Annotated in this window: 24 protein-coding genes and 1 riboswitch; of the genes, 17 read left to right on the forward strand and 7 right to left on the reverse strand. The window is 68.5% G+C overall.

The annotated features are described in order from the left end of the window. Positions 1-17 precede the first annotated feature (17 nt). Genes AC3A5Z_RS01940 through AC3A5Z_RS01950 form a run of 3 tightly spaced genes read right to left on the reverse strand, consistent with a single transcriptional unit; the run spans position 18 to position 3,261 of the window. Positions 18-1,052 (reverse strand): ABC transporter permease, encoded by a 1,035-nt coding sequence (locus AC3A5Z_RS01940; protein WP_487517724.1) that lies wholly within the window; start codon positions 1,050-1,052, stop codon positions 18-20. A 23-nt stretch (positions 1,053-1,075) separates the two neighbouring features. Next, positions 1,076-2,611, reverse strand: coding sequence for a sugar ABC transporter ATP-binding protein (locus AC3A5Z_RS01945; RefSeq protein ID WP_487517725.1), 1,536 nt, complete (start codon positions 2,609-2,611; stop codon positions 1,076-1,078). Beyond that, complete coding sequence (locus tag AC3A5Z_RS01950) at positions 2,608-3,261, reverse strand: DUF2291 family protein (RefSeq protein WP_487517726.1); 654 nt, start codon at positions 3,259-3,261, stop codon at positions 2,608-2,610. The genes AC3A5Z_RS01945 and AC3A5Z_RS01950 overlap by 4 nt, the downstream gene beginning before the upstream one ends. Before the next feature lie 675 nt (positions 3,262-3,936). Here AC3A5Z_RS01950 and AC3A5Z_RS01955 point away from each other — a divergent pair. The 6 genes from AC3A5Z_RS01955 (at position 3,937) to AC3A5Z_RS01980 (ending at position 10,767) form a co-directional block, all read left to right on the forward strand. Further along, entirely contained in the window at positions 3,937-5,535 is a 1,599-nt protein-coding gene (locus tag AC3A5Z_RS01955; protein WP_487517727.1) for an FGGY family carbohydrate kinase, read from the forward strand. Further along, positions 5,532-7,037 carry a glycerol-3-phosphate dehydrogenase gene (locus tag AC3A5Z_RS01960; protein ID WP_487517728.1) on the forward strand — a complete coding sequence of 502 codons (1,506 nt, stop codon included), beginning with the start codon at positions 5,532-5,534 and terminating at the stop codon, positions 7,035-7,037. Before AC3A5Z_RS01955 ends, AC3A5Z_RS01960 begins: the two co-directional genes overlap by 4 nt. Before the next feature lie 10 nt (positions 7,038-7,047). Beyond that, complete coding sequence (locus AC3A5Z_RS01965) at positions 7,048-7,980, forward strand: sugar phosphate isomerase/epimerase family protein (RefSeq protein ID WP_487517729.1); 933 nt, start codon at positions 7,048-7,050, stop codon at positions 7,978-7,980. 56 nt (positions 7,981-8,036) lie between these two features. Further along, a riboswitch (FMN riboswitch) is annotated at positions 8,037-8,165 on the forward strand. A gap of 71 nt (positions 8,166-8,236) precedes the next feature. Further along, entirely contained in the window at positions 8,237-8,674 is a 438-nt protein-coding gene (locus tag AC3A5Z_RS01970) for a 6,7-dimethyl-8-ribityllumazine synthase (RefSeq protein ID WP_487517730.1), read from the forward strand. A 1-nt stretch (position 8,675) separates the two neighbouring features. Beyond that, a complete protein-coding gene (locus AC3A5Z_RS01975; RefSeq protein WP_487517731.1) occupies positions 8,676-9,812 on the forward strand; it encodes an iron-containing alcohol dehydrogenase in 1,137 nt (378 codons plus the stop codon). A gap of 4 nt (positions 9,813-9,816) precedes the next feature. Then, positions 9,817-10,767: a sugar-binding transcriptional regulator gene (locus AC3A5Z_RS01980; RefSeq protein WP_487517732.1), complete on the forward strand. Its 951-nt coding sequence runs from the start codon at positions 9,817-9,819 to the stop codon at positions 10,765-10,767. 6 nt (positions 10,768-10,773) lie between these two features. Here AC3A5Z_RS01980 and fsa read toward each other — a convergent pair whose 3' ends face one another. Beyond that, positions 10,774-11,427 carry a fructose-6-phosphate aldolase gene (fsa, locus tag AC3A5Z_RS01985; RefSeq protein ID WP_487517733.1) on the reverse strand — a complete coding sequence of 218 codons (654 nt, stop codon included), beginning with the start codon at positions 11,425-11,427 and terminating at the stop codon, positions 10,774-10,776. A gap of 161 nt (positions 11,428-11,588) precedes the next feature. Between fsa and AC3A5Z_RS01990 the strand changes: the two genes are divergently transcribed. From AC3A5Z_RS01990 to AC3A5Z_RS02020, 7 genes are all read left to right on the forward strand, one after another. After that, on the forward strand, positions 11,589-12,365 hold the full coding sequence (locus AC3A5Z_RS01990) for a DeoR/GlpR family DNA-binding transcription regulator (RefSeq protein WP_487517734.1): 777 nt from the start codon (positions 11,589-11,591) through the stop codon (positions 12,363-12,365). Further along, a complete protein-coding gene (locus AC3A5Z_RS01995) occupies positions 12,362-13,129 on the forward strand; it encodes a triose-phosphate isomerase (RefSeq protein ID WP_487517735.1) in 768 nt (255 codons plus the stop codon). The genes AC3A5Z_RS01990 and AC3A5Z_RS01995 overlap by 4 nt, the downstream gene beginning before the upstream one ends. An 11-nt stretch (positions 13,130-13,140) precedes the next feature. Beyond that, positions 13,141-13,596 (forward strand): D-erythrulose-4-phosphate isomerase, encoded by a 456-nt coding sequence (gene derI, locus AC3A5Z_RS02000; protein WP_487517736.1) that lies wholly within the window; start codon positions 13,141-13,143, stop codon positions 13,594-13,596. Positions 13,597-13,766: 170 nt separating this feature from the next. Continuing rightward, positions 13,767-14,387, forward strand: coding sequence for a 30S ribosomal protein S4 (gene rpsD, locus AC3A5Z_RS02005; RefSeq protein ID WP_487517737.1), 621 nt, complete (start codon positions 13,767-13,769; stop codon positions 14,385-14,387). A gap of 193 nt (positions 14,388-14,580) precedes the next feature. Further along, a complete protein-coding gene (hisC, locus tag AC3A5Z_RS02010) occupies positions 14,581-15,666 on the forward strand; it encodes a histidinol-phosphate transaminase (RefSeq protein ID WP_487517738.1) in 1,086 nt (361 codons plus the stop codon). Continuing rightward, a complete protein-coding gene (locus AC3A5Z_RS02015) occupies positions 15,666-16,598 on the forward strand; it encodes a prephenate/arogenate dehydrogenase family protein (RefSeq protein ID WP_487517739.1) in 933 nt (310 codons plus the stop codon). Before hisC ends, AC3A5Z_RS02015 begins: the two co-directional genes overlap by 1 nt. Before the next feature lie 3 nt (positions 16,599-16,601). Continuing rightward, positions 16,602-17,468 carry an extensin-like domain-containing protein gene (locus tag AC3A5Z_RS02020; protein ID WP_487517740.1) on the forward strand — a complete coding sequence of 289 codons (867 nt, stop codon included), beginning with the start codon at positions 16,602-16,604 and terminating at the stop codon, positions 17,466-17,468. Here the strand turns inward: AC3A5Z_RS02020 and AC3A5Z_RS02025 are convergent. Further along, positions 17,456-18,451: a DUF2125 domain-containing protein gene (locus AC3A5Z_RS02025; protein WP_487517741.1), complete on the reverse strand. Its 996-nt coding sequence runs from the start codon at positions 18,449-18,451 to the stop codon at positions 17,456-17,458. The two genes, AC3A5Z_RS02020 and AC3A5Z_RS02025, sit on opposite strands and share 13 nt — an antisense overlap. A 63-nt stretch (positions 18,452-18,514) precedes the next feature. Here AC3A5Z_RS02025 and AC3A5Z_RS02030 point away from each other — a divergent pair, with 63 nt between their 5' ends. The 3 genes from AC3A5Z_RS02030 (at position 18,515) to AC3A5Z_RS02040 (ending at position 21,962) form a co-directional block, all read left to right on the forward strand. Then, positions 18,515-19,060: a gamma-glutamylcyclotransferase gene (locus AC3A5Z_RS02030; protein WP_487517742.1), complete on the forward strand. Its 546-nt coding sequence runs from the start codon at positions 18,515-18,517 to the stop codon at positions 19,058-19,060. 73 nt (positions 19,061-19,133) lie between these two features. After that, entirely contained in the window at positions 19,134-20,318 is a 1,185-nt protein-coding gene (locus AC3A5Z_RS02035) for a biopolymer transporter ExbB (RefSeq protein ID WP_487517743.1), read from the forward strand. Between the two features lie 3 nt (positions 20,319-20,321). Beyond that, the gene (locus AC3A5Z_RS02040; RefSeq protein ID WP_487517744.1) at positions 20,322-21,962 is read left to right on the forward strand and encodes a peptidoglycan -binding protein; all 1,641 of its coding nucleotides are present in this window, start codon (positions 20,322-20,324) and stop codon (positions 21,960-21,962) included. 361 nt (positions 21,963-22,323) lie between these two features. Here AC3A5Z_RS02040 and clpA read toward each other — a convergent pair whose 3' ends face one another. Together clpA and gloB are read right to left on the reverse strand one after the other, a co-directional pair. Next, on the reverse strand, positions 22,324-24,642 hold the full coding sequence (gene clpA / locus AC3A5Z_RS02045) for an ATP-dependent Clp protease ATP-binding subunit ClpA (RefSeq protein WP_487517745.1): 2,319 nt from the start codon (positions 24,640-24,642) through the stop codon (positions 22,324-22,326). A 167-nt stretch (positions 24,643-24,809) separates the two neighbouring features. Continuing rightward, entirely contained in the window at positions 24,810-25,577 is a 768-nt protein-coding gene (gloB, locus tag AC3A5Z_RS02050) for a hydroxyacylglutathione hydrolase (RefSeq protein WP_487517746.1), read from the reverse strand. A 63-nt stretch (positions 25,578-25,640) separates the two neighbouring features. Between gloB and AC3A5Z_RS02055 the strand changes: the two genes are divergently transcribed. Continuing rightward, on the forward strand, positions 25,641-26,423 hold the full coding sequence (locus AC3A5Z_RS02055) for a class I SAM-dependent methyltransferase (RefSeq protein ID WP_487517747.1): 783 nt from the start codon (positions 25,641-25,643) through the stop codon (positions 26,421-26,423). The last annotated feature ends 205 nt before the right edge of the window (positions 26,424-26,628 follow it).

Consider the following 26,628-nt stretch of genomic DNA (forward strand, 5'->3'; position numbering starts at 1 on the left):
GGCCCCGGCGGGGAAGGTCAGGTCTTCCGGCCGCCGCGGCCGTACTGGATGCTGTTCAGGAGCACGGCGAGCACGATGACGGCTCCGGTGAAGACGGTCTGCCAGTAGGAGGACACGCCGATGATCACGAGCCCGTCCGACAGGAAGCCGATGACGAAGGCGCCGAGCATGGTGCCGCGGATCGTGCCACGCCCGCCGGTCAGCGCGGCGCCACCGATCACCACCGCGGCGATCGCCGTCAGCTCGTAGGTGGTGCCCGCGGTCGGCCCGGCGGAGGTCAGCTGCGACGACAGCACGAGGCCCGCGATGGCCGAGAGCACGCCCGACAGCGTATAGACCATCACCTGCACCCGGTTCACCGGCACGCCCGACAGGTCGGCGGCGCGGGCATTGCCGCCCGAGGCATAGAGCCAGCGCCCGAAGGCGGTGCGGCTCAGCACCAGCCCGGTCACGATCGCCAGCGTCGCCAGCACCAGCACCGAGATCGGCACCCCGCCGAGCCGGTTGAAGCCGAGCCAGTCGAAGCCGGTGTTGCCCAGCTCGGGCCGGCCGCCGAGGTTGTTGTAGGTCAGCCCGTTGGTCATCAGGAGCGCGACGCCGCGGGCGACATAGAGCACGCCCAGCGTGGCGACGAAGGCGGGCACGCGGAAATAGGCGATCAGCACCCCGTTCAGCGCCCCCACCAGCGCGCCCATCGCGCAGGTCAGCACCACCACGGCCCAGACCGGCGGATAGAGGATGACCCCCAGCGCCTCGAGCTGTACGCCCTGCATCAGGAACCCGGCGACCACCCCCGACAGCCCGAGGATCGAGCCCACCGACAGGTCGATCCCGCCGTTCAGGATCACCAGCAGCATGCCGATCGACAGGATGCCGTAGATCGCCACATGCGACGACATGATGAGGAAGTTGCTCAGCGTGAAGTAATAGGGCGACAGGATCGAGAAGACGACGATGATCGCGATCAGCGCGAAGAACGCCCGGCCCTCCAGCAGCAGAGCGAGGATGTCGAGCCGCTTGGCGGGCGCCGGATCGGTCTTGGTGTGCGACATGGGTTGGCTCCGTGATGGGTCGGTCAGGCGACCACGGCTTCGCCCGAGGCGGCCATGATCTTTTCCTTGGTGACGTTTGATCCGAATTCGGCAGAGATCCTGCCGCGATGCATGACGATGATCCGGTGCGCGACACTCAGGCATTCGCCGACTTCCGAGGTCGAATAGACCACCGCCAGCCCCTCCTTCGCCCGCTCGGCCAGAAGCTTGAACACTTCGGCCTTGGCGCCGATGTCGATGCCGCGGCTCGGCTCGTCCAGCAGGATCACCTTGGGGTCGGTGGCCAGCATCTTGCCGATCACCACCTTCTGCTGGTTGCCGCCCGAGAGCGACCCGATGGGCGCTGCCCCGCCGCTGGTCTTGACATGCACCTTGCGGATCGAGGCCTCGACCAGATCCTGCTCGCGCTTGCGCGAGGTGAAGAGCCCCTTGGTGAAGGCACCGATGCTGGCCAGCGACAGGTTCTGCCCGACGCTCATCGTCTGCACCAGCCCGTCGCGCTGCCGGTCTTCCGGCACCAGCACCAGTCCGGCGGCGATGCGCTGCGCGATGCTCAGCCGCGACACGTCGCGCCCGTGCAGCATCACCCGGCCCTCCGACGCGCCCAGCCGCCCGGCCACGCATTCCATGAGCTCGGTGCGCCCGGCGCCCATCAGCCCGTAGATGCAGACGATCTCGCCCGCGCGCACGTCGAGCGACAGCCGGTCCACCACCATGTAGCCCGCCCCCGCCGGATCGGGGACGCTGACATCCTGCACCGACAGTGCCACCTCGCCGAAGCCATGGCCCTCGGGCGGCGAGCCCAGATCGAAGTTGTCGCCCACCATGTTGCGCACGATCCACTCGAGGTCGATCTCGGCGCGCGGCGCATAGGCGGTCATCGTGCCGTCGCGCAGCACCACCGCGTGATCGGTGATCTGCAGCGCCTCTTCCAGATGGTGCGAGATATAGACGATGGAGACCCCGCGCGCCTTGAGATCCCGGATCACCTTGAACAGCACCTCCACCTCCGAGGCGCTCAAGGCCGAGGTCGGCTCGTCCATGATCAGGATGCGGCTGTCCACCGACAGGGCGCGGGCGATCTCGACGATCTGCTGCTGGCCCAGCCGCAGATCCTCCACCGGCGTCAGCGGGTCGATGTCCTCCTCGAGCTCCTCCATCAGTGCCCGGGTCTGGCGTTCCTCCTCGGCGAAGTTCACTCCGGTCCGGCCCATGATCTCGCGGCCCATGAAGATGTTGTCGCGCACGCTCAGGTTCGGCGCGAGGCTCAGCTCCTGATGGATGATCGAGATGCCGCGGTTGCGCGCGTCGGTGGAGGAGGCAAACTGCACCGGCTGGCCGTCGAGCACGATCTCGCCCGAGGTCGGCTGCACCACGCCGGACAGGATCTTCATCAGCGTCGACTTGCCCGCGCCGTTCTCGCCGAAGAGCGTCGTGACCTGACCGCGATGGATGTCGAAGTTCACGCCCTTCAGCGCCTGCACCGGGCCGTAGGACTTGGCGATGTTGCGCGCGGCCAGCACTGCTTCCGGCGCGTCGGAGGAGGGCAGGGCGCTCATTCGACGGCCAGCCTGACCGGCGTCACCAGCCAGCTTTTCGGGTTCACCAGCCGGAAGGCCCCGGTCACGGTCAGCGTCTTGCCGGTGAGCGCGCTGTTGTCGATGGTCGAGAGCACGGAGGCCTTCATCTCGTTGTTCAGCGCCGACCCGGCGTTCTGGTATTCGATCTGGTTGGTGAACTGGCCGAAGCTGATCGTGCCCGTGGCGTCGCGCAGTTCGGTGCCGTTGATCGCGGGGCCGGTCTGGACCCGCACACGCAGCTCCTCGGGCAGGCCCGGCACGGCAATGGTGTAGACCCCCGATTTTCCCTCGCCGACCAAGCCGGAGAACTTCACCGGAAAGATCGGCCCGGTGCTGCCCGCCACGCCATATTGCGCGGTGGCGGCCTCCTTGTCGGCGGCGATCGCCTCGAAGAGCGTCACCGCCTCGACCGCGCGCTCCTCGATGCTGGCCTGCACGCCGGGAAACTGCTCGGCGCCGTAAGCCTCGGCCGAGAAGCCCTGCTTGCGGGTGTCCGCCTCCGAGCCGATGCGGACCACGGTGGTGTCGAGCGCGATGCCGCCGGCCAGCAGCACGGCTACCGCCACGCCGGCGATCAGCAGGCGCGAGCCGCCGGTGGTCGGGGAAGGGCTGTGGGATCCTGTGCTCATGATGCGCGACCTCTTGCTGTTGCCGAAGGGTGGGGCGTCAGCCGAAGCTGCGGGGCTTGGTGCCGACGGTCATCCGTCCTGCCATGGCATCCTCCCCTGCGACCCGCTGCGACGATCTCCCCCCGTCGGCAGCCCTTGTCCTGATCTCGGTGGCGCCCGATGAGGGCGCCTATGATAGACTTGTGCTATCAGTAAAGCGGATGATGTGAAGTCCGCGCGGCTTTGTCAACTGGCTGTTCGGACAGGTGTCGTGCCGCGCCGAGGTGATTCCCGCCGTGCGGAAGCAGGCCACGCGGCGAGAGGGCGGCGGCACGCCGTGCAAGCGACCGATGTTGCAGCGCAGCGAGCGTCCTCGTCTTAAATACCTGAATTGTCACTATAATTTCTCCTCGCCCTGCCGCCTTACCGCCGCGCTTCCAAGCGGGTGACCCGCGCCGAAGCGCCGTCTTCCGCCTGTCCCAACCGCCCTGCCTCCTCGCAGGTTGATCCCCTCGGCAATGTTGACAGGCCTGAGTTTATCTGAAATAAATTGCTGTGTCCGCAAAAAAATTCATTACCTGTGTTAACACTGTGGGAGGTGGTCGGCACGGGTGGCGGAGATATCTGAGCCGGGGGCGCATCCGCGCCGGTGGGAGGCAAGCATGACCATGTGGGCGACAGACGCGGCAGGCCGCGATGCGTAGCGGGGCCGACATCCTGATCGGCATCGATTCGGGCACCTCCGTCATCAAGGCCGTGGCCTTCGATCTTGCGGGTCGGCAGATCGCGGCGGCCTCGGTGCCCAATGCCTATGCCTCGGGCGGCGACGGCTCGGCCACGCAGCCCCTGCTGCGCACCTGGCAGGATTGCGCGCTGGCGCTGCGGCGGCTGGGCGAGACGGTGCCCGAGCTCGCGCGGCGCACGGCGGCGGTTGCAGTGACGGCGCAGGGCGACGGGACCTGGCTCGTCGGGCAGGGCAATGCGCCAGCGGGCGATGCCTGGCTCTGGCTCGACGCCCGCGCGGCGCCGACGGTGGCGCGGCTGGCAGACGGCCCGCTGGCCCGCGCGCGGTTCGAGGCGACGGGCACCGGGCTCAATACCTGCCAGCAGGGGGCGCAGCTCGCCCATATGGCGCGCATCCAGCCCGACCTGCTCGACCGCGCCGAGGTGGCGCTGCATTGCAAGGACTGGCTCTATCTGAACCTGACGGGGGTGCGCGCGACCGATCCGTCCGAGGCGAGCTTCACCTTCGGCAATTTCCGCGACCGCCGCTACGACGACACGGTGATCGAGGCGCTCGGCCTCGGCGCCCGCCGTCACCTGCTGCCCGAGATCGTCGAGGGCACCGAGACCACCCATCCGCTCACCGCCGAGGCCGCTCGGGCGACGGGACTGCTGGCCGGAACGCCGGTCAGCCTCGGCTATGTCGACATGGTGATGACCGCGCTGGGGGCCGGGGTGCATACCGGCGATGCCGGGGCCGCCTGCTCCACCGTCGGCTCCACCGGGGTGCACATGCGCGCGGTGCGGGCCGAGGAGGTGCATCTGAACGCCGAGGGCACGGGCTATGTGATCTGCCTGCCGGTGCCGGGCGTGGTGACGCAGGTGCAGACCAACATGGCCGCCACGCTGAACATCGACTGGGCCCTGCGCCTCGCCGCCGATCTGATGTCGCTGCCGGGGACCGAGGTCGCCGCCGCCGATCTGGTGCCGCGCATCGAGGGCTGGCTGGCGGCGAGCCGTCCGGGACAGCTTCTCTATCACCCCTATATCTCCGAGGCGGGCGAGCGCGGCCCCTTCGTCAATGCCGATGCCCGTGCCGGCTTCGTCGGCCTCTCCTCCGGTCACCGCTTCCCCGATCTGCTGCGCGCCGTGGTCGAGGGGCTGGGGATGGCGATGCGCGACTGCTATGCCGCGATGGGCGACATGCCCTCTGAGCTGCGGCTGACAGGCGGGGCCGCGCGGTCGCGCGCGCTGCGCGGCGTGCTTTCTGCGGCGGTCGAGGCTCCGGTGCGCGTCTCGGCCCGCGAGGAAGCCGGGGCGGCGGGGGCGGCGATGATGGCGGCCGTCGCCATCGGCGCCTATCCGACGATGGATGCCTGCATTGCCGAATGGGTGACGCCGCTTCTCGGCCAGCCCGAGGCGCCCGACGCCGGGCTGACCCGCCGCTACCGCCAGCTCTTCCCCGCCTATGTCGCGGCCCGCCAAGGCCTCGCCCCGGTCTGGGACGCGCTGGCCGCGACCCGCACCCCCACCGATTCACAGCCCGCGCCACTGCCAAGGAGCACCCCATGACAGACCCCCGGATGATCGACCTCTTCGTGATCGGCGGCGGCATCAACGGCGCCGGGATCGCCCGCGACGCGGCGGGGCGGGGCCTGTCGGTCGTGCTCTGCGAGAAGGACGATCTGGCGCAGGGCACCTCGTCGCGCTCCGGCAAGCTGGTGCATGGCGGGCTGCGCTACCTCGAGTATTACGAATTCCGGCTGGTGCGCGAGGCGTTGATCGAGCGCGAGGTGCTGCTGAACGCCGCGCCGCACATCATCTGGCCGATGCGTTTCGTGCTGCCGCACTCGCCTCAGGACCGTCCGGCCTGGCTGGTGCGGCTGGGGCTGTTTCTCTACGACAATCTCGGCGGGCGGAAGAAGCTGCCGGGCACCCGCACGCTCGATTTGCGCCGCGCGCCCGAAGGGGCGCCGCTGCTCGACCAGTATACCCGCGGGTTCGAGTATTCCGACTGCTGGGTGGATGACGCGCGGCTCGTGGTGCTGAACGCCATGGGCGCCGCCGAGAAGGGGGCGGAGGTGCTGACCCGCACCGCCTGCACCTCGGCCCGGCGCGAGAATGGCGGCTGGACCATCGAGACCCGCAACAGCGACGGCGAGACCCGCAGCTTCCGCGCCCGCGCCATCGCCAACGCCGGCGGACCCTGGGTCAACGACATCATCGCCCGCGTGGCCGGCACCAACAGCCGGCGCAACGTGCGGCTGGTCAAGGGCAGCCACATCGTCGTGCCGAAGTTCTGGGACGGCCAGCAGGCCTACCTCGTGCAGAACCACGACAAGCGGGTGATCTTCATCAACCCCTACGAGGGAGACAAGGCGCTGATCGGCACCACCGACATCGCCTATGACGGCGCGCCGGAGGCGGTGACGCCGGACGAGGGCGAGATCGACTATCTGATCGCCGCGGTGAACCGCTACTTCAAGGAAAAGCTGCGCCGCTCCGACGTGCTGCACAGTTTCTCGGGGGTGAGACCGCTGTTCGACGACGGGCAGGGCAACCCCTCGGCGGTGACACGCGACTATGTCTTCGATCTGGACGAGACCGGCGGCGCGCCGCTCCTGAACGTGTTCGGCGGGAAGATCACCACCTTCCGCGAGCTCGCCGAGCGGGCGATGCACAAACTGCAGCCGCTCTTCCCGCAGATGGGGCCGGACTGGACGCATGACGCGACCCTGCCGGGCGGCGAGATGCCCGGGGCCGACTACCCGAGCTTCGCCGACCACCTGCGCGAGACCTACCCCTGGATGCCGCGCGCGCTCGTCACCCATTACGGGCGGCTCTACGGCGCGCGGACCGGGCGGCTGGTGGGGGGCGCCACCTCGCTCGACGGGCTGGGGCGGCACTTCGGCGGCACGCTCTACGAGGCGGAGGCGCGCTATCTCGTGCAGCACGAATGGGCGCGCTCCGCCGAGGATGTGCTGGTGCGGCGCACCAAGCACGGGCTGCACCTGACCGCGCCCGAGAAAGCCGCCTTCGAGGCCTGGTTCGCCGCCGAGCCGGCGCTGGCCTGAGAGGATCATCATGCCCCTGACGCTCTCGCTCAACACCAATCCGCTGGTTAACCGCTTCGCCGATCCGGACGATCTGATCGACACCGTGGCGCGCGACCTGAAGATCCGCGACCTGCAGCTGACGCATGAGTTCATCAACCCCTCGTGGCCCGCCCCGCTGCTTCGCCGGCTGACCCGGCAGATGGGCGCGGCGCTGGCCCGGACCGGGGTGCGCGTCACCTCGGGAATGACTGGCCCCTACGGGCGGCTCAACCACTTCGGCCATCCCGACCCCGAGGTGCGGCGCTATTACATCGACTGGTTCAAGACCTTCGCCGACATCACCGCCGATCTCGGCGGCAATTCCGTCGGCACCCAGTTCGCGATTTTCACCTATCGCGACTACGACGACCCCGCGCGACGCGAGGATCTGATCCGGATCGCCATCGACTGCTGGGCCGAGGTGGCCGAACATGCGAAGGCGGCGGGGCTGAGCTACGTCTTCTGGGAGCCGATGAGCATCGGGCGCGAATTCGGCGAGACCATCGCGGAATGCCTGAAGCTGCAGGACCGGCTGACGGCGGCCAACATGGCCGTGCCGATGTGGATGATGGCCGACATCGACCACGGCGATGTCACCTCCGCCAATCCCGACGATTTCGACCCCTACGCTTGGGCGCGGGCGGTGCCCGAGGTCTCGCCGATCATCCACATCAAGCAGAGCCTGATGGACAAGAGCGGCCACCGCCCCTTCACCGCCGACTTCAACGCGCGCGGCAGCATCCATCCCGAGCCGCTCCTGAAAGCGTTTTCCGAAGGTGGCGCGAAGGACAACGAGATCTGCCTCGAACTCAGCTTCAAGGAGCGCGAGCCGAACGACCGGCAGGTGATCCCGCAGATCGCGGAGAGCGTGGCTTTCTGGGCGCCGCATATCGATACGGGTGTGCAGGATCTGCACATCTGAGCCACTGTTTTTCGAGGCGACGGCTTGCAAAGGGCGGGCCGTTGCTTCTAGACCTTCGATGTTCTCAGGGCGGGGTGCAATTCCCCACCGGCGGTGACAGCCCGCGAGCGCCTGCCGATGGCAGGGTCAGCAGATCCGGTGAAACTCCGGGGCCGACGGTATAGTCCGGATGAAAGAGAACGGCTGGGACCCTGCGCAGGCAGGGCCCTTGTCGTGCGCGCCTCGGGACCGTTTGGACTTTGCAAAGGATGGTTCCATGTCCCACCCCCTTCGGATCGCCTTCATCAAGGCACGCTGGCACGCCGAGATCGTCGATCAGGCGCTGGATGGCTTCACCTCCGGCATGGCCGAGGCCGGCCGCGAGATCGCGCTGACCACCCATGACGTGCCGGGCGCCTTCGAGATGCCGCTTCTGGCGCAGAAGCTGGGCCAGAGCGGCCGGTACGATGCCATCGTCTGCGCGGCGCTGGTGGTGGATGGCGGCATCTACCGGCATGATTTCGTGGCGCAGGCCGTGGTTTCGGGGCTGATGCAGGCGCAGCTGGCGACCGGCGTGCCGACCTTCTCGGTCTCGCTGACGCCGCATCACTTCCAGCCGACCGAGGAACACATCGGCTTCTTCAAGGCGCATTTCGTCAAGAAGGGCGCCGAGGCCGCCCATGCCGTGCGCATGATCGCCGATCTGGAGATCTGACATGCCCTCCTTCTCCTTCCTGACGGCGACGGAAATCCTGTTCGGGCGGGGGCAGGCAGCCGAGGCCGCGCCGCGTGCGGCCTCGCTGGGCAAGCGGGTGGCACTTGTCCACGGAGCGAACGCGGCGCGGGCCGACTGGCTGGCCGACGCGCTGGAGGCCGCGGGCTGCAGCGTCATCCGCCTCTCCATCCCGCGCGAGCCGGACATGCCGCTGATCGAGGCGGCTCTGGCCGAGGCGCGGGGGGCGGAGGTGGTCGTCGCTCTCGGCGGCGGTGCCGTGATCGACGCGGGCAAGGCGGTGGCGGCGCTGTTGCCTGCGCCGCGCCCGATGCTCGACCATCTGGAGGTGGTGGGGCGCGGCCTGCCGCTCGATCTGCCGCCCTTGCCCTTCATCGCCATCCCGACCACGGCGGGCACCGGCGCCGAGGTGACGCGCAACGCGGTCATCGGCGTGCCCCAGCATCGCCGCAAGGTCTCGCTGCGCGACCCCCGCATGCTGCCGCGCCTCGCCATCGTCGATCCGGCGCTGACCGACGGTCTGCCCCGCCCGATCACGCTGGCCTCGGGGCTCGACGCGGTCACCCAGGTGATCGAGCCCTACATCTGCACCCGCGCCAACCCGCTGACCGACGCTCTCTGCCGCGACGCGATCCCGAAGGGGCTGGCGGCGCTGCAACGGCTGATGAAGGTCGAGGATGCGGCGGCGCGGGATGCGATGGCTTGGGTCAGCCTCTGCGGCGGGCTGGCGTTGGCCAATGCCGGGCTTGGCGTCGTGCACGGGCTGGCGGGGCCGCTCGGCGGGCTGGCGAGCGCGCCGCATGGGGCGATCTGCGGCGTGCTGCTGCCGCATGCGCTGACGCTGAACCGCGCCCGGGTGACCGACCCGGCACTGGCCGCGCGGATCGGCGAGGTGCTGGGCTGGATCGGCACCGCCTTCGGCTGCCCGCCCGAGCGGGCGGCGGCGCGGCTCGCCGACTGGTCGCGCGACTGCGGCCTGCCCGCGCTCTCGGCGCTCGGCGTCACGCCCGGGGATTGCGCGGCGGCGGCGCGGGCGGCGGCGTCTTCCTCGTCGATGAAGGCCAATCCGGCGCCGCTGAGCGAGGACGATCTCGCAGCCCTGCTGGCGGCGGCGGGCTGAGGCGATGGCGCGCAAGAGCCAGACCGACCCCGAGGAGTCGCTCGCCATTCGTGCAGCATGGTTGCACTACGTCGGCGGGCTGACGCAGGCGGCGGTGGCCAAGCGGCTGGGGCTGCCCTCGGTCAAGACCCACCGGCTGATCGCGCGCGCCGTGGCCGAGGGGGTGGTCAAGGTGACCATCGACGGCGACATCGTCGAATGCGTGGAGCTGGAGGCGGCGCTTTGCGCGCGCTTCGGGCTCGACCACTGCGAGGTGGCGCCGGATCTGGGCGAGGAGGGCCTGCCGATCCGCGCGCTGGGGCTGGCGGGGGCGGGCTTCCTGCGCCGCGAGATCGAGCGGGGCGAGCATCGGGTGATCGGGCTCGGGCACGGGCGGACGCTGGCCGCCGCCGTGCAGCAACTGCCCCGGCTCGATGCCAGCGGGCTGCGCTTCGTCTCGCTGCTGGGCGGGCTCACCCGGAACTATGCCGCCAACCCGCATGACGTGATGCACCGGCTGGCCGAGCGGACCGGGGCGCAGGCCTATGTCATGCCGGTGCCGTTCTTTGCCAACACCACCGAGGACCGCGAGGTGCTGCTGGCGCAGCATGGGGTGCGCGAGGTGTTCGACATGTCGAGCGGGGCGGGGCTGAAGCTGGTCGGGATCGGCACGGTGGATGCCGATGCGCAGCTCGTGTCCTCGGGGATGATCGAGGCGGCGGAGATACAAGCGATCAACGCGGCCGGGGCGGTGGGCGAGATGCTGGGGCATTTCTTCGACGCCGGGGGCCGGGTGCTGGAGACGGCGCTGACGGCGCGGACGCTGGCGGTGGCTTTGGACGCGCCGGGGCAGATCGTGGCGATCGCGGGCGGGGCGGACAAGGTGGCGCCGCTCAGGGCGGTGCTGACCAGCCGCCGCCTGAAGGGGCTGATCACCGACGAGCCGACGGCGCGCGCGCTCGTCGGCTCGGGGTAGGCGGTCTCAGAGGATCGTCTGGCCGGTCGCGGCCCAGTCTTTCGCGAACTGGTCGAGACCCTTGTCGGTCAGGACGTGGTTTGCCAGCGCCTTGATGACCGACGCCGGGATGGTCGCCACGTCGGCACCGGCGAGAGCGACTTCCTTGACGTGGTTCGGGGTGCGGACCGAGGCGGCGAGGATCTGCGTCTCGAAGGCGTAGTTGTCGTAGATCTGGCGGATGTCGCGGATCAGCTCCATCCCGTCGAGGCCGAGGTCGTCGAGGCGGCCGAGGAAGGGCGAGATGTAGGTCGCGCCGGCCTTGGCCGCGAGCAGCGCCTGATTGGGCGAGAAGCAGAGCGTGACGTTGGTCTTGATGCCCTGCTGCGAGAAGTGGCGGCAGGCCTTGAGGCCGGCGAGGGTGAGCGGGAGCTTCACCACCACGTTGGGGGCGATCTTGGCCAGATGCTCGCCCTCGGCCACCATGCCGTCATACTCGATCGAGGCGACTTCGGCGGAGACCGGGCCGTCGATCAGGGCGCAGATCTCGGCGATCACCTCTTTGAAGTCGCGGCCGGATTTGGCGATCAGCGAGGGGTTGGTCGTGACCCCGTCCAGCAGGCCGTATTCGTGCAGATCACGGATTTCGGAGACGACGGCGGTATCGACGAAGAATTTCATGTGGAGCTTTCCTTGGGTTTTCCACCCTTCGCGGGCGGAGCAGTCATCAAGACATCTAGCAGTTTCACAGTGAAATCACAACAAAAATCACAAAATAACGCAAAATTAGTTGTGAATGTGAGAAGCCATGTTATATCTCGCCACAGCCGGGAGGGCTTTGGGTGAGACGCGACGAGCGCAGGCAGGCGATCTTGGACATGCTGGTAGAGCAGCGCACGGCGGATCTCGACGATCTGGCGCGGCACTTCGGCGTGTCGAAGATGACGATCCACCGCGATCTCGACGATCTGGAGCAGGCCGGGCTGTTGCGCAAGCTGCGCGGCGCGGCGACCATCGAGGCAGGCACCCATTTCGAGAGCGATTTCCGCTTCCGCATGCGGCAGGGCGGCGAGGCCAAGGCGCGGATGGCCGAGGCGGCGCTGGGGCTGGTCGAGCCGGGCATGACGCTGATGGTCAACGACGGGTCTATGGCGGCGGTGCTGGGGGCGCTGCTGCCGGAAAAGCGGCCGCTGACCGTCATCACCAACAATGCCGCGATCATCGAGCGGCTTAAGGGCGAACCCGGGATCACGCTGATCGCGCTGGGCGGGGTGTTCTCCGCCAAGTTCAACGGGTTCTTCGGCGTGGTCACGGAGCAGGCGCTGGCGCGGCTCCGGGCCGATATCGCCTTCATCTCGGCCCCCGCGGTGGCGGGGCGGCAGGCCTTCCACATGGACGACGACGTGGTGCGGACCAAGCAGGCGATGATGGCCGCGGCGACGCGGTCCTGCCTCCTGGTCAACCACCAGCGCATCGGCCAGAGCGCGTTGCATGTGCTGGCCGATCTGGCGAGCTTTTCCACCATCATCACCGACGACGACCCCGCACCCGAAGCGCTGGCGGCGCTGACGCGCGAGGGCTTCGTTCTGCAGATAGCCAAGGCTCAGGAGACAACATGACCCACCCCGAGATCTGGATCGGCACCAGCTGGAAGATGAACAAGACGCTGGCCGAGGCGAGGAGCTTCGCCGAAGGGCTGCAGGCCGCCGATGCTGCGCGCGATCCGCGCATCCAGCGCTTCGTCATCCCGCCCTTCACCGCCGTGCGCGAGGTGAAGGCGATGCTGGCCGCGACCTCGGTGAAGGTCGGGGCGCAGAACATGCATTGGGCCGACGAGGGCGCATGGACCGGCGAGGTGTCGCCGGTGATGCTGACCGATTGCGGGCTGGATCTGGTGGAACTGGGCCACTCGGAGCGGCGCGAGCATTTCGGCGAGACCGACGAGACGGTGGGCCGCAAGGTCGAGGCGGCGGTGCGGCACGGGCTGACCCCGCTGATCTGCATCGGCGAGACGCTGGCCGAGCGCGAGGCAGGCCGGGCGCAGGCGGTGCTGGAGGCGCAGGTGCGCGGCGCCCTGGGCCTGTTGTCGGCGGAGCAGAAGGCCGCGCCGGTGCTGCTGGCCTACGAGCCGGTCTGGGCCATCGGGGTCAACGGCATCCCGGCCAGCTCGGACTATGCCGATGCGCGGCAGGCCGAAATCATCGCGGTGGCCGAGGATGTGCTGGGCCGCCGCGTCCCCTGTCTTTACGGTGGCTCGGTCAATCCGGGCAACTGCGAGGAACTCATCACCTGCCCGTATGTCGACGGGCTTTTCATCGGGCGCTCGGCCTGGACCGTCGAAGGCTATCTCGACATCCTGGCCAAATGCGCCGCAAAACTCTGAAGGAGACGGATATGAAACTTGCCATTGCCGGAGACAGCGCGGGCGAAGGTCTGGCCAAGGTGCTCGCCGAGCATCTGAAGGGCCGCTTCGAGGTGTCGGAAGTGTCGCGCACCGACGCGGGGCCGGATGCCTTCTATGCGAGCCTGTCGGACCGGGTCGCCTCGGGCGTCATGGACGGCACCTATGACAAGGCGATCCTTGTCTGCGGCACCGGGATCGGCGTCTGCATCGCGGCCAACAAGGTGCCGGGCATTCGCGCGGCGCTGACGCATGACACCTATTCGGCGGAGCGCGCTGCGCTGTCGAACAATGCCCAGATCATCACCATGGGCGCGCGGGTGATCGGGCCGGAGCTGGCCAAGGCGATCGCCGACGCCTATCTGGCGCAGGAATTCGATCCGGCGGGCCGCTCGGCCGGCAATGTCGATGCGATCAACGAGGTCGACGCGAAATACAACGCGCGTTGAGCTTTCTGCCGGTCGCGGTGCTGTTGACACCGCCGCGACCGGCTGTATAAGCGCGCATCCCCGGGTTCTGGCCCGGGGTTTTCATTGGTGTTGGTGGACCCCGCAAGGGGACTCCTGTCGCCCTTCGGGGAAAGGACAACGCCCTTCGCAACGTATGAAGGAGATCAGCCGTGACAAAACGCACGTCTGCCAAGCACAAGATTGACCGCCGTATGGGCGAAAACATCTGGGGCCGTCCGAAGTCCCCGGTGAACAAGCGCGAATACGGCCCCGGCCAGCACGGCCAGCGCCGCAAGAACAAGCTTTCCGACTTCGGCACGCAGCTGCGCGCCAAGCAGAAGCTGAAGGGCTACTACGGCGACCTGACCGAAAAGCAGTTCCGCAAGATCTTCGCCGAAGCCGAGCGCGTGAAGGGTGACACCGGCGAGATGCTCGTGGGTCTGCTCGAGCGTCGTCTGGATGCGATCGTCTACCGTGCCAAGCTGGTTCCGACCATCTTCGCCGCCCGCCAGTTCGTGAACCACGGCCACGTGACCGTGAACGGCGTCCGGGTGAACATCGGCTCCTACCGCGTGAAGGAAGGCGACATCATCGCCGTCCGCGAGAAGTCGCGTCAGCTGGCCATCATCCTGGAAGCGATCCAGCTGACCGAGCGCGACGTGCCGGACTATCTGGAAGTCGACAACTCCAAGCTGACGGTGAAATTCGTCCGCACCCCGGGTCTGGGCGATGTGCCCTATCCGGTCGTGATGGAGCCGAACCTCGTCGTCGAATTCTACGCCAAGAACTGATCCGGCTTTCCGCCAGATCCGGGGCCGTCGCGGGAGACCGCGGCGGCCCTTGTCGTTTTCGGATGTCCATCCGGCGCTGGCGCCGGATCGCCGCAGCGCCCCGCCTGTCAAGGGGGGAGACGCCGCTTGCGCAACTTCGCGCTGGCCAGAGCGTGCCCCGGCGGCTAGAACCCGCAGGCACGAGAGGTAACCCATGTCCGACGCAATCCGCCCGCAGCCCGGTATCCTTGACATTGCCCTTTACGAGGGCGGCAAGTCGCATCTCGCCGGCATCAGCAACGCGCTGAAGCTGTCGTCCAATGAGAACCCCTTCGGTCCCTCGGCCAAGGCCAAGGAAGTCTTCCTGCGCTCGGTCCATTCGCTGCACCGCTATCCCTCGACCGATCACGCCCCGCTGCGCCAGGCCATCGCCGAGGTGCACGGGCTCGACCCCGACCGGGTGATCTGCGGCTGCGGGTCGGACGAGATCATCACCTTCCTGATGCAGGCCTATGCCGGGCCGCGCGACGAGGTGCTGTTCACCGAGCATGGCTTCCTGATGTACCGCATCTCGGCGCTGGCCGTGGGGGCGACGCCGGTGGAGGTGCCGGAGCGCGAGCGGACGACGGATGTCGATGCGCTGCTGGCGGCCTGCACGCCGCGGACGCGGCTGGTGTTCATCGCCAACCCGAACAACCCGACCGGCACAATGATCGGCGCCGCCGATGTGGCGCGGCTGGCGGCGGGGCTGCCGCCGCAGGCCATTCTGGTGCTGGACGGGGCCTATGCCGAATATGTGCCGGGCTTCGATGCCGGGCTCGCGCTGATCGAGGAGCGCGGCAATGTGGTGATGACGCGGACCTTCTCGAAGATCTACGGGCTCGGCGGGCTCCGCATCGGCTGGGGCTACGGGCCGAAGCCGATCATCGATGTGCTCAACCGCATCCGCGGGCCGTTCAACCTGTCGACCACGCAGCTCGAGGTGGCCGAGGCGGCGGTGCGCGATCAGGAGCACGTCAACCGCTGCCGGGCCGAGAACGCGCGCTGGCGCATCTGGCTGGCCGAGGCGCTGGCCGAGATCGGCGTGCCTTCCGACACGTCGATGGCCAATTTCATCCTCGCCCGCTTTGCCGATGCCGAGGAGGCCGAGGCCTGCGACAATTTCCTGCAGTCGCAGGGGCTGATCGTGCGGCGGGTGAGCAGCTACAAGCTGCCGCATTGCCTGCGCATCACCATCGGCGACGAGGCCTCGTCACGCCGGGTCGCCCATGCCATCGCCCAGTTCAAGGGGCTGCGCTGATGGCGATCTACCAGCGGGTGGCGCTGATCGGCCTCGGGCTGATCGCCTCGTCGATGGCGCATGCCATGCGGCAGGGCGGGCTGGCGGGCGAGATCGTCGGCCATGCCCGCAGCGCCGAGACGCGGGCGGCGGCGCTGGAGATCGGGATCTGCGACCGGGTGTACGAGACGGCGGCCGAGGCGGTGCAGGGCGCGGATCTGGTGGTGCTGGCGGTGCCGGTGGGGGCGATGGGCGAGATCGCCGCCGAGATCGCGCCGCATCTGGCCCAAGGCGCGACGGTGACCGATGTGGGGTCGGTGAAGCAGGCGGTGATTGCCGCCGTGCAGCCGCATATCCCGGAAGGCGTGCATTTCATCCCCGGGCATCCGCTGGCGGGCACCGAACATTCCGGCCCACGCTCGGGCTTTGCCACGCTGTTCCGCAACCGCTGGTGGCTGCTGACCCCCTGCGAGGGCGAGGCCGATGCGGCGGTGGCGCGGCTGCGCAGTCTGCTGGAGGCGATGGGCGCCAATGTCGATACGATGGACGCGCCGCACCATGACCTCGTGCTGGCGGTGACCAGCCACACGCCGCACCTGATCGCCTATACGATGGTGGGCGTCGCCGACGACCTGCGGCGGGTGACGGATTCGGAGGTGATCCGCTATTCGGCGGCGGGTTTCCGCGACTTTACCCGGATCGCGGCCTCGGACCCGACGATGTGGCGCGACGTGTTCTTGACAAACAAGGAAGCGACGCTCGACATTCTGGGACGGTTCACCGAAGAGCTCTTCGCGCTGCAGCGGGCGATCCGGCTGGGCGATGGCGATCATCTGCACGACTATTTCACCCGGACCCGGGCCATCCGGCGCGGCATCATCGAGGCGGGGCAGGACACAGCGGCCCCCGACTTCGGACGCTCGTCCGAGGCGGGACCAACAGGGAAAGGCTGACGGATGCGGAACCTCGTGGCGACGGTCGCTTTGTGCGCAATGACGGCAGGGGCCGTTTCGGCCAAGGCTCCCGAAGCCTCGATCCGCCCGATGCCCCGGCCCGAGGCGGCGACCGAAGCGCCGGTGGTGCTGGCCGCGGCAAGCTCGATCCGCCCGCGCGCCCGGCCTGCCTTGCCCGAGGCAGCTGTGCCCGTCGCCCCCGCAGCCCCGGTTCTGGCCTTTGCTGCACCCGCGCCGCAGGTCGAGGCGGCGAAGCCCGGTCTGCTGGCCCGGATGTTCCGCCCCAAGGCGCGCCCGCCCGAGGCCGTGGTGCCTGCCGCCGCGGTGCGCACCAAGCCCGGCGCGGCGCTGGTGCAGCCGCGCAAGGGGTCGGTCTGTGGTGACCCGGCGATCCGGGGCGAGGTGCTGGCGCCGATCACCGGCAAGCTGCGCGGCTGCGGCATCGACGAGCCGGTGAAGATCACGTCGGTGGACGGGGTGAAGCTGAGCATGGCGGCGACGGTCGATTGCTCCACCGCCAAGGCGCTGAAGATCTGGGTGCAGCGCGCGGTGCGCCCGGCCATGGGCGATGTGATGGCGCTGCAGGTGGCGGGGGCCTATACCTGCCGCAGCCGCAACAACCAGCGCGGCGCGCCGATCAGCGAGCATGGCCGCGGCAAGGCGATCGACATCTCGGGGATCACGCTGGCCAATGGCCAGACGCTGACCGTGGAGGGCGACTGGCGCAGCAAGGCCGGGCGCGGGATGCAGAAGGCGCACAAGGCGGCCTGCGGCATCTTCGGCACGACGCTGGGGCCGGGGTCAGACGGTTTCCACGAGGATCACCTGCATTTCGACACGATCCAGCGCCGCTCGGCCTATTGCCGCTGAGCGAGGGTCGGCGCCGGACCGAGGGGCAGGGGGCCGAGGCTCATCCGGCCCTCGGTGAAGATCAGCGGCACATCCAGCTTTTCCGCATCCGCCGATTGCGCGGCCAGAAGGCCCAGCATCCGCTCCCATGTCGGGGCGACCTCGGGCTTGATGAGGCCGAGCGCCACGGCGAGGCTGACGGCCTTGCGCCAGTTCTCCAGCCGGAAGTCGATGCGGCCTTCGGGGATGCCGGCCGTGACGGTGAGCCTGCCGGTGGCGAAGAGCCTGAGGTCGCCCCAGGCGATCAGGGTCTCGTTCAGCTCGAGGCTGGCCAGTTCGGGGCGGGTCTCGCCCGCGTGGCGGTCGAGCGGTGCGGTGAAGCCGAGAAGGGCGGAGAGCTTGGCGCTGTCGATCACCGGGGGCAGGCCGGCCTCGGCGGCGGCGCTCAGCAGGCGGGCGTCGGGGGCGAGGGCGGTGATGTCGATCCCGACCTCGTGCCGGCTGGGGTCATCGTCGATCTGCCGTGTGGCGAAGCGCGCCTCGGTGGCGCCGAGGCTCCAGCCCTGCGAGGAGCGGGCGGCCAGATTCTCGCCGGAGATGGCGATGCGGTCGAGGGCGAGCGAGGTGTTCGGCGTGACGATCAGGCTGCCGCGCAGGCGGGTGGAGTCGAGCGTGATCTCCTGCCCGGGGGCGATCAGCGTCTGGCTGTTGGGCAGGGCGGCGATCAGGTGCCAGGGCTTGTAGGTCAGGGTGAAGACCTGCGCGAAGGGCGCGCGCCAGCCGAAGCCGCTGGCCGGGTCTTCCAGATGCGGCTCGGTCACGGTGAGATCGAAGCGGCTGGGAAAGCCCGCGACGGTCAGGCTCTCGCGTTCGGCGATGCGGCCCTGATCGGCCTGTGCCGCGAACCACGCCTCGGCCGAGCGTTCCAGCGCGCGGGAGCCGACGAACCAGTAGCCCGCCCAGAGTGCCGCGGCCACGAGAACCAAAGTCAGGAGTGCGCGCATGCCAGCCTCTTCCCATCTGCCCTGTCCTGATGTCTACAAGGCCCGTCGCGAAAGGAACAGTGCATGGAACGGCTTTGGGTCTTCGGATATGGCTCGTTGATCTGGAACCCGGAGTTCCCGGTGGCGCAGGCAGTGGTGGCGCGGCTGGAGGGCTGGCACCGCAGCTTCTGCATGCGCTCGATCCACCACCGCGGCAGCGAGGCGGAGCCGGGGCTGGTGCTGGCGCTGGACCGGGCGGAGGGCGCGCATTGCGACGGGGTGGCGTTTCAGGTGGCCGAAGGCGCCGAGGCCGAAACGCTGGCGGCGCTGCGCGAACGCGAGCTGATCTCCTCGGCCTATCTGGAGATCCGCCTGCCGGTGACGCTGGCGACGGGCGGGCAGGTGGAGACGCTGGCCTATGTGATCGACCCCGGCCATGTGCAGTATTGCGGCGGGCTGGGGCTGGAGGAGCAGGCGGAGATCATCGCGCGGGCCACGGGCGGGCGGGGGCCGAACCGGGACTACCTGTGGAACACCGCCGATCACCTCGAAAGCCTCGGGATCGCCGATGCCGATCTGCGCTGGTTGTCACACAGGGTGCGCGAATTGGGCAACGCCCGGGCGTCTTGACATCATTGTCGGTTGGCAGTCGGCGGTCGCACGCCTATTGTCCGGGGAAAGTTACAAGGTTCGTCGGCGCTTGATGGAAAAGACTTCCGCGGCTCATCCCCTGTTCACGCAGCCCGTGCGGCAGATCGTTCTGATGCTGATCGTGACCGCTCTGGTCGGGACAGGGATCGTTCTGGCCTATTCCAAGCTGCTTGGGCTGTTCATGGCCAAGCCCTGGCTGAACGGCTTCATCGGCTTCGTCTTCCTGTTCGGCGTCTGCATCTGCTTCCTGCATGTGTTCCGGCTGATGCGCTCGATCGACTGGCTGGAGGATTTCGTCCGCCAGCGCCCGGGGCAGGACATCGCCCCGGCGCCGAGCCTGCTGGCGCCGCTGGCCGCGCTGCTGCGCTCGCGCGGGGCGCGGATGCAGATCTCGTCCACCAGCTCGCGCTCGATCCTCGACTCGGTGGCGACGCGGCTCGACGAGCAGCGCGATGTCACCCATTACCTCGGCAGCCTGCTGATCTTCCTCGGGCTGCTCGGCACTTTCTACGGGCTGGCCACCACTGTCCCCGCGCTGGTCGAGACGATCCGCTCGCTGTCGCCGAGGGATGGCGAGACCGGGGTCGATGTGTTCTCGAAGCTGATGGGCGGGCTGGAGAACCAGCTCGGCGGCATGGGCACGGCCTTCTCCTCCTCGCTTCTGGGCCTTGCGGGCTCGCTGGTCGTCGGGCTGCTCGAGCTCTTTGCGGGGCATGGGCAGAACCGCTTCTACCGCGAGCTGGAAGAGTGGCTCTCGACCATCACCAAGCTCGGCTATGCCGGGCCGGACTCGGGGCTCGACGGCGAACACGGCGATCAGGGCGCGATCTTCGGCATCCTCGACCAGATGGCCGTGCAGATGGATGCGATGCAGACGCTCTATGCCCAGTCCGAATCCAGCCGGGCGCTGGTGGACGAGCGGATCGGCGCGCTGGCGGTGGCGGTGGAACGGCTGACGAGCCATCTCGACAGCGGCACCACGGGCCAGACCGCGGCGATGGAGCGGGTCGCGGCGGGGCAGGAGCGGCTGGTAGCCGCGCTCGGCTCGGCGGAACATGCGGCGCTGTCGGATGCGGAAAGCCGGATGCGGCTGCGCTCGATCGACGTGCAGCTGCTGCGCATCCTCGAAGAGATCGCCGCCGGGCGGCAGGAGAGCGTGTCGGACCTGCGCAGCGATCTCGCGGCGCTGACCGGCGCGGTGCGGCAACTGTCGCGCAGCGCTGTCGGGCGGGGCTAGGCCATGGCCCTGCTGAGACGGGGAGGGCGGCGCGAGTCCAACATCTGGCCCGGTTTCGTCGATGCGATGACGGCGCTTCTTCTGGTGCTGATGTTCGTGCTGACGATCTTCCTCGTCGTGCAATCGGTGCTGCGCGAGACCATCACCACCCAGGACAGCGAGCTCGATTCGCTGACCGACCAGATCGCCAGCCTCGCCGATGCCCTGGGGCTGGAGCAGCAGCGCAGCGCCGAGCTGGAGAGCGAGGTCGGGCAACTGGGCAATCAGCTGACGGCGGCGCAGAGCGAGGGCGAGCGGCAATCGGCGCTGATCGCCACGCTGACCAGCACGCTGGCGGCGCGGGAGAGCGACCTGCAGGCGGCTTCGGCGCGGATCACCTCCTTCGAGGCGCAGGTTGCGACGCTCCTGGCCGACCGCGACAAGGCGCGGGGCGAGGCGACGGCGCTGACGGCGACGGTGGACGCGCTGAAGGCAGCGGAGGCGCGGCTGATCTCGGAGCAGGAGGCGCTGCAACTGGCGCTGGCGCAGGCCCGGACCGAGATCGACGCGGGCGCCGAGGCCGCACGGCTGGCGGCGGCCCGGCGCGAGGCGCTGGACGCGCTGGTGGCCGATCTGCGCAGCAAGGTGGCCGAGGGCGAGACGGCGCTGACCGCGGCCCGGACCGAGCTGACCGAGACGCAGACGAAGCTTTCGGCGGAGGAGGAGGCGCGGCTGGCCGATGCCGCCGCTGCCGAGGCGCTGCGCGCCCGGCTCGCCTCGTCCGATGCCGAGCTGACGGCGATGACGCTGGCGCTGGAGGAACAGCGCAAGCGGGCCGAGGACACGCTGACCCTGCTCGCCGCCGCCAAGACGCAGGCGGCCCAGGCCCTGACCGGGCAGGAGCAGCGGCAGGCGCTCTTGGCCGCGGCGCAGGAGGCGCTGTCGAAGGAGCAGGAGCAGACGCAGGAGAGCGCGCGGCGGGTGACGTTGCTGAACGAGCAGATCTCGGCCCTGCGGGCGCAGCTCGGGTCGCTGCAGGGTTTGCTGGATGCGGCGGCAGAGCAGGATGCGGCCTCGCAGGTGCAGCTGCAGGCCTTGGGAACGCAGCTCAATTCGGCGCTGGCGCAGGTCGCGTCGGAGCAGCGGCGGCGGGCGCAGATGGAGGAGGCCGAGCGCAAGCGGCTGGAGGCGGAGGCGGCCAATCTGGAGAAGTTCCGCTCGGAGTTCTTCGGCCAGCTGCGGCAGGTGCTGGCCGGGCGCGAGGGGGTGCGGATCGTCGGTGACCGCTTCGTCTTCTCCTCGGAGGTACTGTTCACGGCAGGCTCGGCCGATCTGTCCTCCGAGGGCCGGGCGCAGATCGAGCGGGTGGTGAGCACGCTCCTGGAGGTGGCGGACGAGATCCCGCCGGGGATCGACTGGATCATCCGGGTGGACGGCCACACCGACGACGTGCCGCTCTCGGGGTTGGGCGAGTTCGCCGACAACTGGGAGCTGAGCCAGGCGCGGGCGCTGTCGGTCGTGCGCTACATGCAATACGGGCTCGGCTTCCCGCCTTCGCGGCTGGCGGCGACGGGCTTCGGCGAGTACCGCCCGGTGATGGAGGGCGCGACGCCGGACGCGCGGGCGCAGAACCGGCGGATCGAGTTGAAGCTGACGGAGCGGTAAGGGCGGGCCGCGCCGGAGTTGCCGGAGGCTCCGGGAGGAAGCGCCCCTACGCTTGGTTCGGGCTTGCGGCGGGTGGGGTAAAACCCCACCCTACGTTCGGGAGCCTCGTAGGGTGGGGTACTGCCCCACCATCGCCTCCCGACGTTCGAACGGTTCGTCCCGGGAAACGTAGGGTGGGGTTCCACCCCACCGCGCTCCGACGCCGCCGTTGTGCCGGTCGCCGACCCGGACAAGGCTTCACTGCAGCTTCATCCGTCGCCCGGATTCCCGTCACGTCGGTCGGGCTTCTCCGCCACCCCGCCGCGACCCCACAACGAAAAAGGGCGGGGTTTCCCCCGCCCTTCCTGATCTGGCGCTGCGGTCACTCGGCGGTGAGCAGCGGCGGCTTGCTGCCGGTGAGGCGCGGTTTCTGCGGCTCTTCGATCGTCAGCTCGATGGCGTCGTCCTTGACGCCGACGCGCACCACGCCGCCCTTCATCAGCTTGCCGAACAGCAGCTCTTCCGCCAGCGGCTTCTTGATGTGCTCCTGGATCACGCGACCCAGCGGGCGGGCGCCCATCTTGTCGTCATAGCCCTTGTCGCCGAGCCAGAGCGCCGCTTCCGGCGAGAGCTCGATATGCACGTTGCGGTCCATCAGCTGGGCCTCGAGCTGCAGCACGAACTTCTCGACCACCTGCAGGATGATCTCCTTGCCGAGCGGGGCGAAGGACACCACGGCGTCGAGACGGTTGCGGAACTCCGGCGTGAAGGTCCGCTCGATGGCGGCGGTATCCTCGCCGGTGCGGCGCTCGCGACCGAAGCCGATGGCCGATTTCGCCAGTTCGGACGCCCCGGCGTTGGAGGTCATGATCAGGATCACGTTGCGGAAATCCACCGTCCGGCCGTTGTGGTCGGTCAGCTTGCCGTGGTCCATGACCTGCAGCAGGATGTTGTAGACATCCGGATGCGCCTTCTCCATCTCGTCGAGCAGCAGCACGCAATGCGGGTGCTGGTCGACGCCATCGGTCAGCATGCCGCCCTGATCGAAGCCGACATAGCCCGGAGGCGCGCCGATCAGGCGGGAGACCGCGTGTTTCTCCATGTATTCCGACATGTCGAAGCGCAGCAGCTCCACCCCGAGAATCGAGGCCAGTTGCTTGGCCACCTCGGTCTTGCCGACGCCGGTCGGGCCGGCGAACAGGTAGTTGCCGATCGGCTTTTCCGGCTCGCGCAGGCCGGCGCGGGCCAGCTTGATCGCCGAGGACAGCGATTCGATGGCGCGGTCCTGCCCGAAGACGACGCGCTTCAGCGTCTTCTCCAGATCGCGCAGCACCTCGGCATCGTCCTTGCTGACCGATTTCGGCGGGATGCGGGCGATCTTGGCGACGACCGCCTCGATCTCCTTCGGACCGATGGTCTTGCGCCGCTTGCTGTCGCTCAGCAGATGCTGGGCGGCGCCCGCCTCGTCGATCACGTCGATCGCCTTGTCGGGCAGCTTGCGGTCATGGATGTAGCGCGCCGAAAGCTCCACCGCCGAGCGGATGGCGTCCTGGGTGTAGCGCAGGTCGTGATGCTCCTCGAAATAGGGCTTGAGGCCCATGAGGATCTTCACGGTGTCTTCGACCGAAGGTTCGTTCACGTCGATCTTCTGGAACCGGCGGCTGAGCGCGCGGTCCTTTTCGAAGTGCTGGCGGTATTCCTTGTAGGTGGTCGAACCCATGCAGCGCAGCTTGCCGCCCTGCAGCGCGGGCTTCAGCAGGTTGGAGGCGTCCATCGCGCCGCCGGAAGTCGCCCCGGCGCCGATCACGGTGTGGATCTCGTCGATGAAGAGGATCGCATCGGGGTGATCCTCCATCTCCTTGACCACGGCCTTCAGCCGCTCCTCGAAATCGCCGCGGTAGCGGGTGCCGGCCAGCAGCGCGCCCATGTCGAGCGAGAAGATGGTGGCCGAGGCGAGGATCTCGGGCGTTTCGCCGTTGATGATCTTCCAGGCCAGGCCCTCGGCGATGGCGGTCTTGCCGACGCCGGGATCGCCCACGAGGAGCGGGTTGTTCTTGCGGCGGCGGCAGAGCACCTGGATGCAGCGCTCGACCTCCATTTCACGGCCGATCAGCGGATCGACGTCACCCTTGCGGGCCTTCACGTTCAGATCGACGCAATATTTCGACAAAGCGGATTCCTTCGCCTCGCCCGCTTCGGCCTTGGGCGTTTCGTGGTGTTCCTCCGCGCCGGTAACCGGCCGCGGCTCGCCGTATGAGGGGTCCTTGGCCACGCCATGCGCGATGAAGTTCACCGCGTCATAGCGGGTCATGTCCTGCTCCTGCAGGAAATAGGCGGCATTCGACTCGCGTTCGGCGAAGATCGCGACCAGCACGTTGGCCCCGGTCACCTCGGTGCGGCCGGAGGACTGCACATGGATCGCGGCGCGCTGGATGACCCGCTGGAAGGCGGCGGTCGGCACGGCTTCGGAGCCCTCGACGGTGGTGACCAGCGTCGAGAGGTCATCGTCGATGAAATCGACCAGCGTCTTTCGCAGCTCGTCCAGATCGACCGAACAGGCCTTCATCACCCGCGATGCGTCGGGTTCGTCGATGAGTGCCAGCAGGAGATGTTCAAGGGTTGCGAGTTCGTGGCGGCGGGCATTCGCAAGCGCCAGGGCGCCGTGGATGGCTTGCTCGAGAGTGTTCGAAAAAGATGGCACGTTCGGGTGCTCCTGTCCTGCGGGCGGAGGGGCGTAGGGCCTCTCGCAACCTTGGCCTCGTAAGGTTTAAAGTTCGGTTTTATTCGCCGGTCTTCAAGTGTTATTTCCCGCTCCGTGTGGTTTCCTGCGGCCTCTACGCAAATTGTGATCGTCTTTGCGCGGAAGCGTCAGAAATTATCCTTCCGGGCGCGGATCGCGGCGAAAACGACGGCATCCGCGGCATCCGTCATGCCGAGGGCGGCCTTCATCTCCGGCAGATGGGCGCGAATGAAGGGGTTGGTGGCCCGTTCTTCGGCCAGTTGGGAGGGAACGGTTGGGCGACCGTCCTTGCGGGCGGCGGCGATGGATCCTGAGCGGAAGATAAGCGCCGGATTTTCGGGTTCAAGGGTGCGGGCGAAGCGGGCGTTGGCTTCAGTATATTCATGGCCCGAGCAGATCAAGGTGTCACCGGGCAGAGCTGCGAGTTTCGAGAGGCTGGACCACATCTGGTCGGGGGTGCCCTCGAACAGCCGGCCGCAGCCCATGGCCATCAGGCTGTCGCCGGTGAAGGCGAGTTCGGATGCCGGGAAGTGGAAGGCGATGTGGCCGACAGTGTGGCCCGGCACGTCGATGACATGGCCCGGCTCGCCGCCGATCTCGATGCTGCCGCCCTCGGTCAGGGCGAGATCGAGCGGCGGCAGGCGGTGGGCGTCGGCGGCATTGCCGACCACGCGGGCGCCGGTGGCCTCGCGCAGGTCGGCCACGCCCTGGATGTGGTCGGCGTGGTGATGGGTCAGCAGGATGTGGCTGAGGGACCAGCCGCGGGCGGTCAGCGCCGCCCGGATCGGCGCGGCTTCGGGCACGTCGATCACCGCGGTCTCGCCGCTTGCCGCGTCATGGATCAGGAAGGCGTAATTGTCCTTGAGGCAGGGGATCGTCACCAGTTCAAGCGGCATGGTCTTTCCTCTCTTCTGTTGTAGTGTGGCGCTGAAAGTCGCCCGGACAAGGCCCCGCCTGCAATGCATCTCGACGTGCTGGATCTGCGAAACTTCTACTACCGGACCCAGCTGGGCAGGGTCGCGCAGCGGGCCATCCGCGACCAGATGCAGAAGCTCTGGCCCGAGGCGCAAGGCCAGACTGTCGCGGGCTTCGGTTTTTCCGTGCCGCTGCTGCGCCCCTACCTCGCCAGCGCCCGCCGGGTGATCGCGCTGATGCCCGGGCCGCAGGGGGTGATGCCCTGGCCCGCGGGGATGGAGAACGTCTCGTCGCTCTGCGAGGAGACGCATTGGCCGCTGGCGACGGGGATGGTCGACAAGCTGGTGATGCTGCACGGGCTGGAGACTTCTGAGCATCCGACCGAGGTGCTGGACGAGGCCTGGCGCGTGCTGGGGCCGGGGGGCAGGGCGCTGTTCATCGTGCCCTCGCGCTCGGGGCTCTGGGCGCGGCGCGACGGGACGCCCTTCGGTTTTGGCCGGCCCTATTCGCTGGCGCAGCTCGAAACCCAGCTGAAACGGCACAACTTCACCCCCGAACGCTCGCTGGCGGCGCTGTTCGCCCCGCCCTCGGGCCAGCGGTTCTGGCTGAAGACGGCGGAGTTCTGGGAGAGCGGCGGGCGCAAGTTCGCGCCCTGGCTGGCGGGAGGCGTGCTGATGGTGGAAGCCTCGAAGCAGGTCTATGCCCCGACGCGGGGCGGGCTGCGGGATGTGGTGCGCCGCCCCCTGCGGGTGCTGGAGGGGCTGCCGCAGCCCTTGCCCGCGCCCAGTGGACGACATTGCCGGAAGGGCGTTGAACAGGACCGTTAGCGGCACCATACATCGACATCTCGACGCAGGGCAGGGAGCAAGGTGAATCGGCCCTTGACGGCGGGCTTAATATTTTCGCACCCCGAACTTGCCCAAAAACGCGGCGACCGGAAAACAGGTTGAAAACACAAGGAAACAACGCCTCCCGACGATGGCCGGACGGCGACCTTGGTGGTTGCGGGGTGAGAAGCCCTCTGCTACACCC

The organism is Cereibacter sp. Soil_C_27 (assembly GCF_057657095.1).

Bases quoted from the DNA above. Each gene is read 5' to 3' on its own strand.
- AC3A5Z_RS01970 (WP_487517730.1), top strand. From the start codon at position 8,237: ATGTCCCACCCCCTTCGGATCGCCTTCATCAAGGCACGCTGGCACGCC.
- AC3A5Z_RS01950 (WP_487517726.1), bottom strand. From the start codon at position 3,261: ATGAGCACAGGATCCCACAGCCCTTCCCCGACCACCGGCGGCTCGCGC.
- gloB (WP_487517746.1), bottom strand. From the start codon at position 25,577: ATGCCGCTTGAACTGGTGACGATCCCCTGCCTCAAGGACAATTACGCC.
- AC3A5Z_RS01965 (WP_487517729.1), top strand. From the start codon at position 7,048: ATGCCCCTGACGCTCTCGCTCAACACCAATCCGCTGGTTAACCGCTTC.
- AC3A5Z_RS01960 (WP_487517728.1), top strand. From the start codon at position 5,532: ATGACAGACCCCCGGATGATCGACCTCTTCGTGATCGGCGGCGGCATC.
- fsa (WP_487517733.1), bottom strand. From the start codon at position 11,427: ATGAAATTCTTCGTCGATACCGCCGTCGTCTCCGAAATCCGTGATCTG.
- AC3A5Z_RS02035 (WP_487517743.1), top strand. From the start codon at position 19,134: ATGGAAAAGACTTCCGCGGCTCATCCCCTGTTCACGCAGCCCGTGCGG.
- AC3A5Z_RS02025 (WP_487517741.1), bottom strand. From the start codon at position 18,451: ATGCGCGCACTCCTGACTTTGGTTCTCGTGGCCGCGGCACTCTGGGCG.
- AC3A5Z_RS02020 (WP_487517740.1), top strand. From the start codon at position 16,602: ATGCGGAACCTCGTGGCGACGGTCGCTTTGTGCGCAATGACGGCAGGG.
- AC3A5Z_RS01955 (WP_487517727.1), top strand. From the start codon at position 3,937: ATGCGTAGCGGGGCCGACATCCTGATCGGCATCGATTCGGGCACCTCC.
- AC3A5Z_RS02055 (WP_487517747.1), top strand. From the start codon at position 25,641: ATGCATCTCGACGTGCTGGATCTGCGAAACTTCTACTACCGGACCCAG.
- AC3A5Z_RS02040 (WP_487517744.1), top strand. From the start codon at position 20,322: ATGGCCCTGCTGAGACGGGGAGGGCGGCGCGAGTCCAACATCTGGCCC.
- AC3A5Z_RS01975 (WP_487517731.1), top strand. From the start codon at position 8,676: ATGCCCTCCTTCTCCTTCCTGACGGCGACGGAAATCCTGTTCGGGCGG.
- AC3A5Z_RS01980 (WP_487517732.1), top strand. From the start codon at position 9,817: ATGGCGCGCAAGAGCCAGACCGACCCCGAGGAGTCGCTCGCCATTCGT.
- hisC (WP_487517738.1), top strand. From the start codon at position 14,581: ATGTCCGACGCAATCCGCCCGCAGCCCGGTATCCTTGACATTGCCCTT.
- AC3A5Z_RS02030 (WP_487517742.1), top strand. From the start codon at position 18,515: ATGGAACGGCTTTGGGTCTTCGGATATGGCTCGTTGATCTGGAACCCG.
- derI (WP_487517736.1), top strand. From the start codon at position 13,141: ATGAAACTTGCCATTGCCGGAGACAGCGCGGGCGAAGGTCTGGCCAAG.
- AC3A5Z_RS01940 (WP_487517724.1), bottom strand. From the start codon at position 1,052: ATGTCGCACACCAAGACCGATCCGGCGCCCGCCAAGCGGCTCGACATC.
- AC3A5Z_RS01945 (WP_487517725.1), bottom strand. From the start codon at position 2,611: ATGAGCGCCCTGCCCTCCTCCGACGCGCCGGAAGCAGTGCTGGCCGCG.
- AC3A5Z_RS01995 (WP_487517735.1), top strand. From the start codon at position 12,362: ATGACCCACCCCGAGATCTGGATCGGCACCAGCTGGAAGATGAACAAG.
- AC3A5Z_RS02015 (WP_487517739.1), top strand. From the start codon at position 15,666: ATGGCGATCTACCAGCGGGTGGCGCTGATCGGCCTCGGGCTGATCGCC.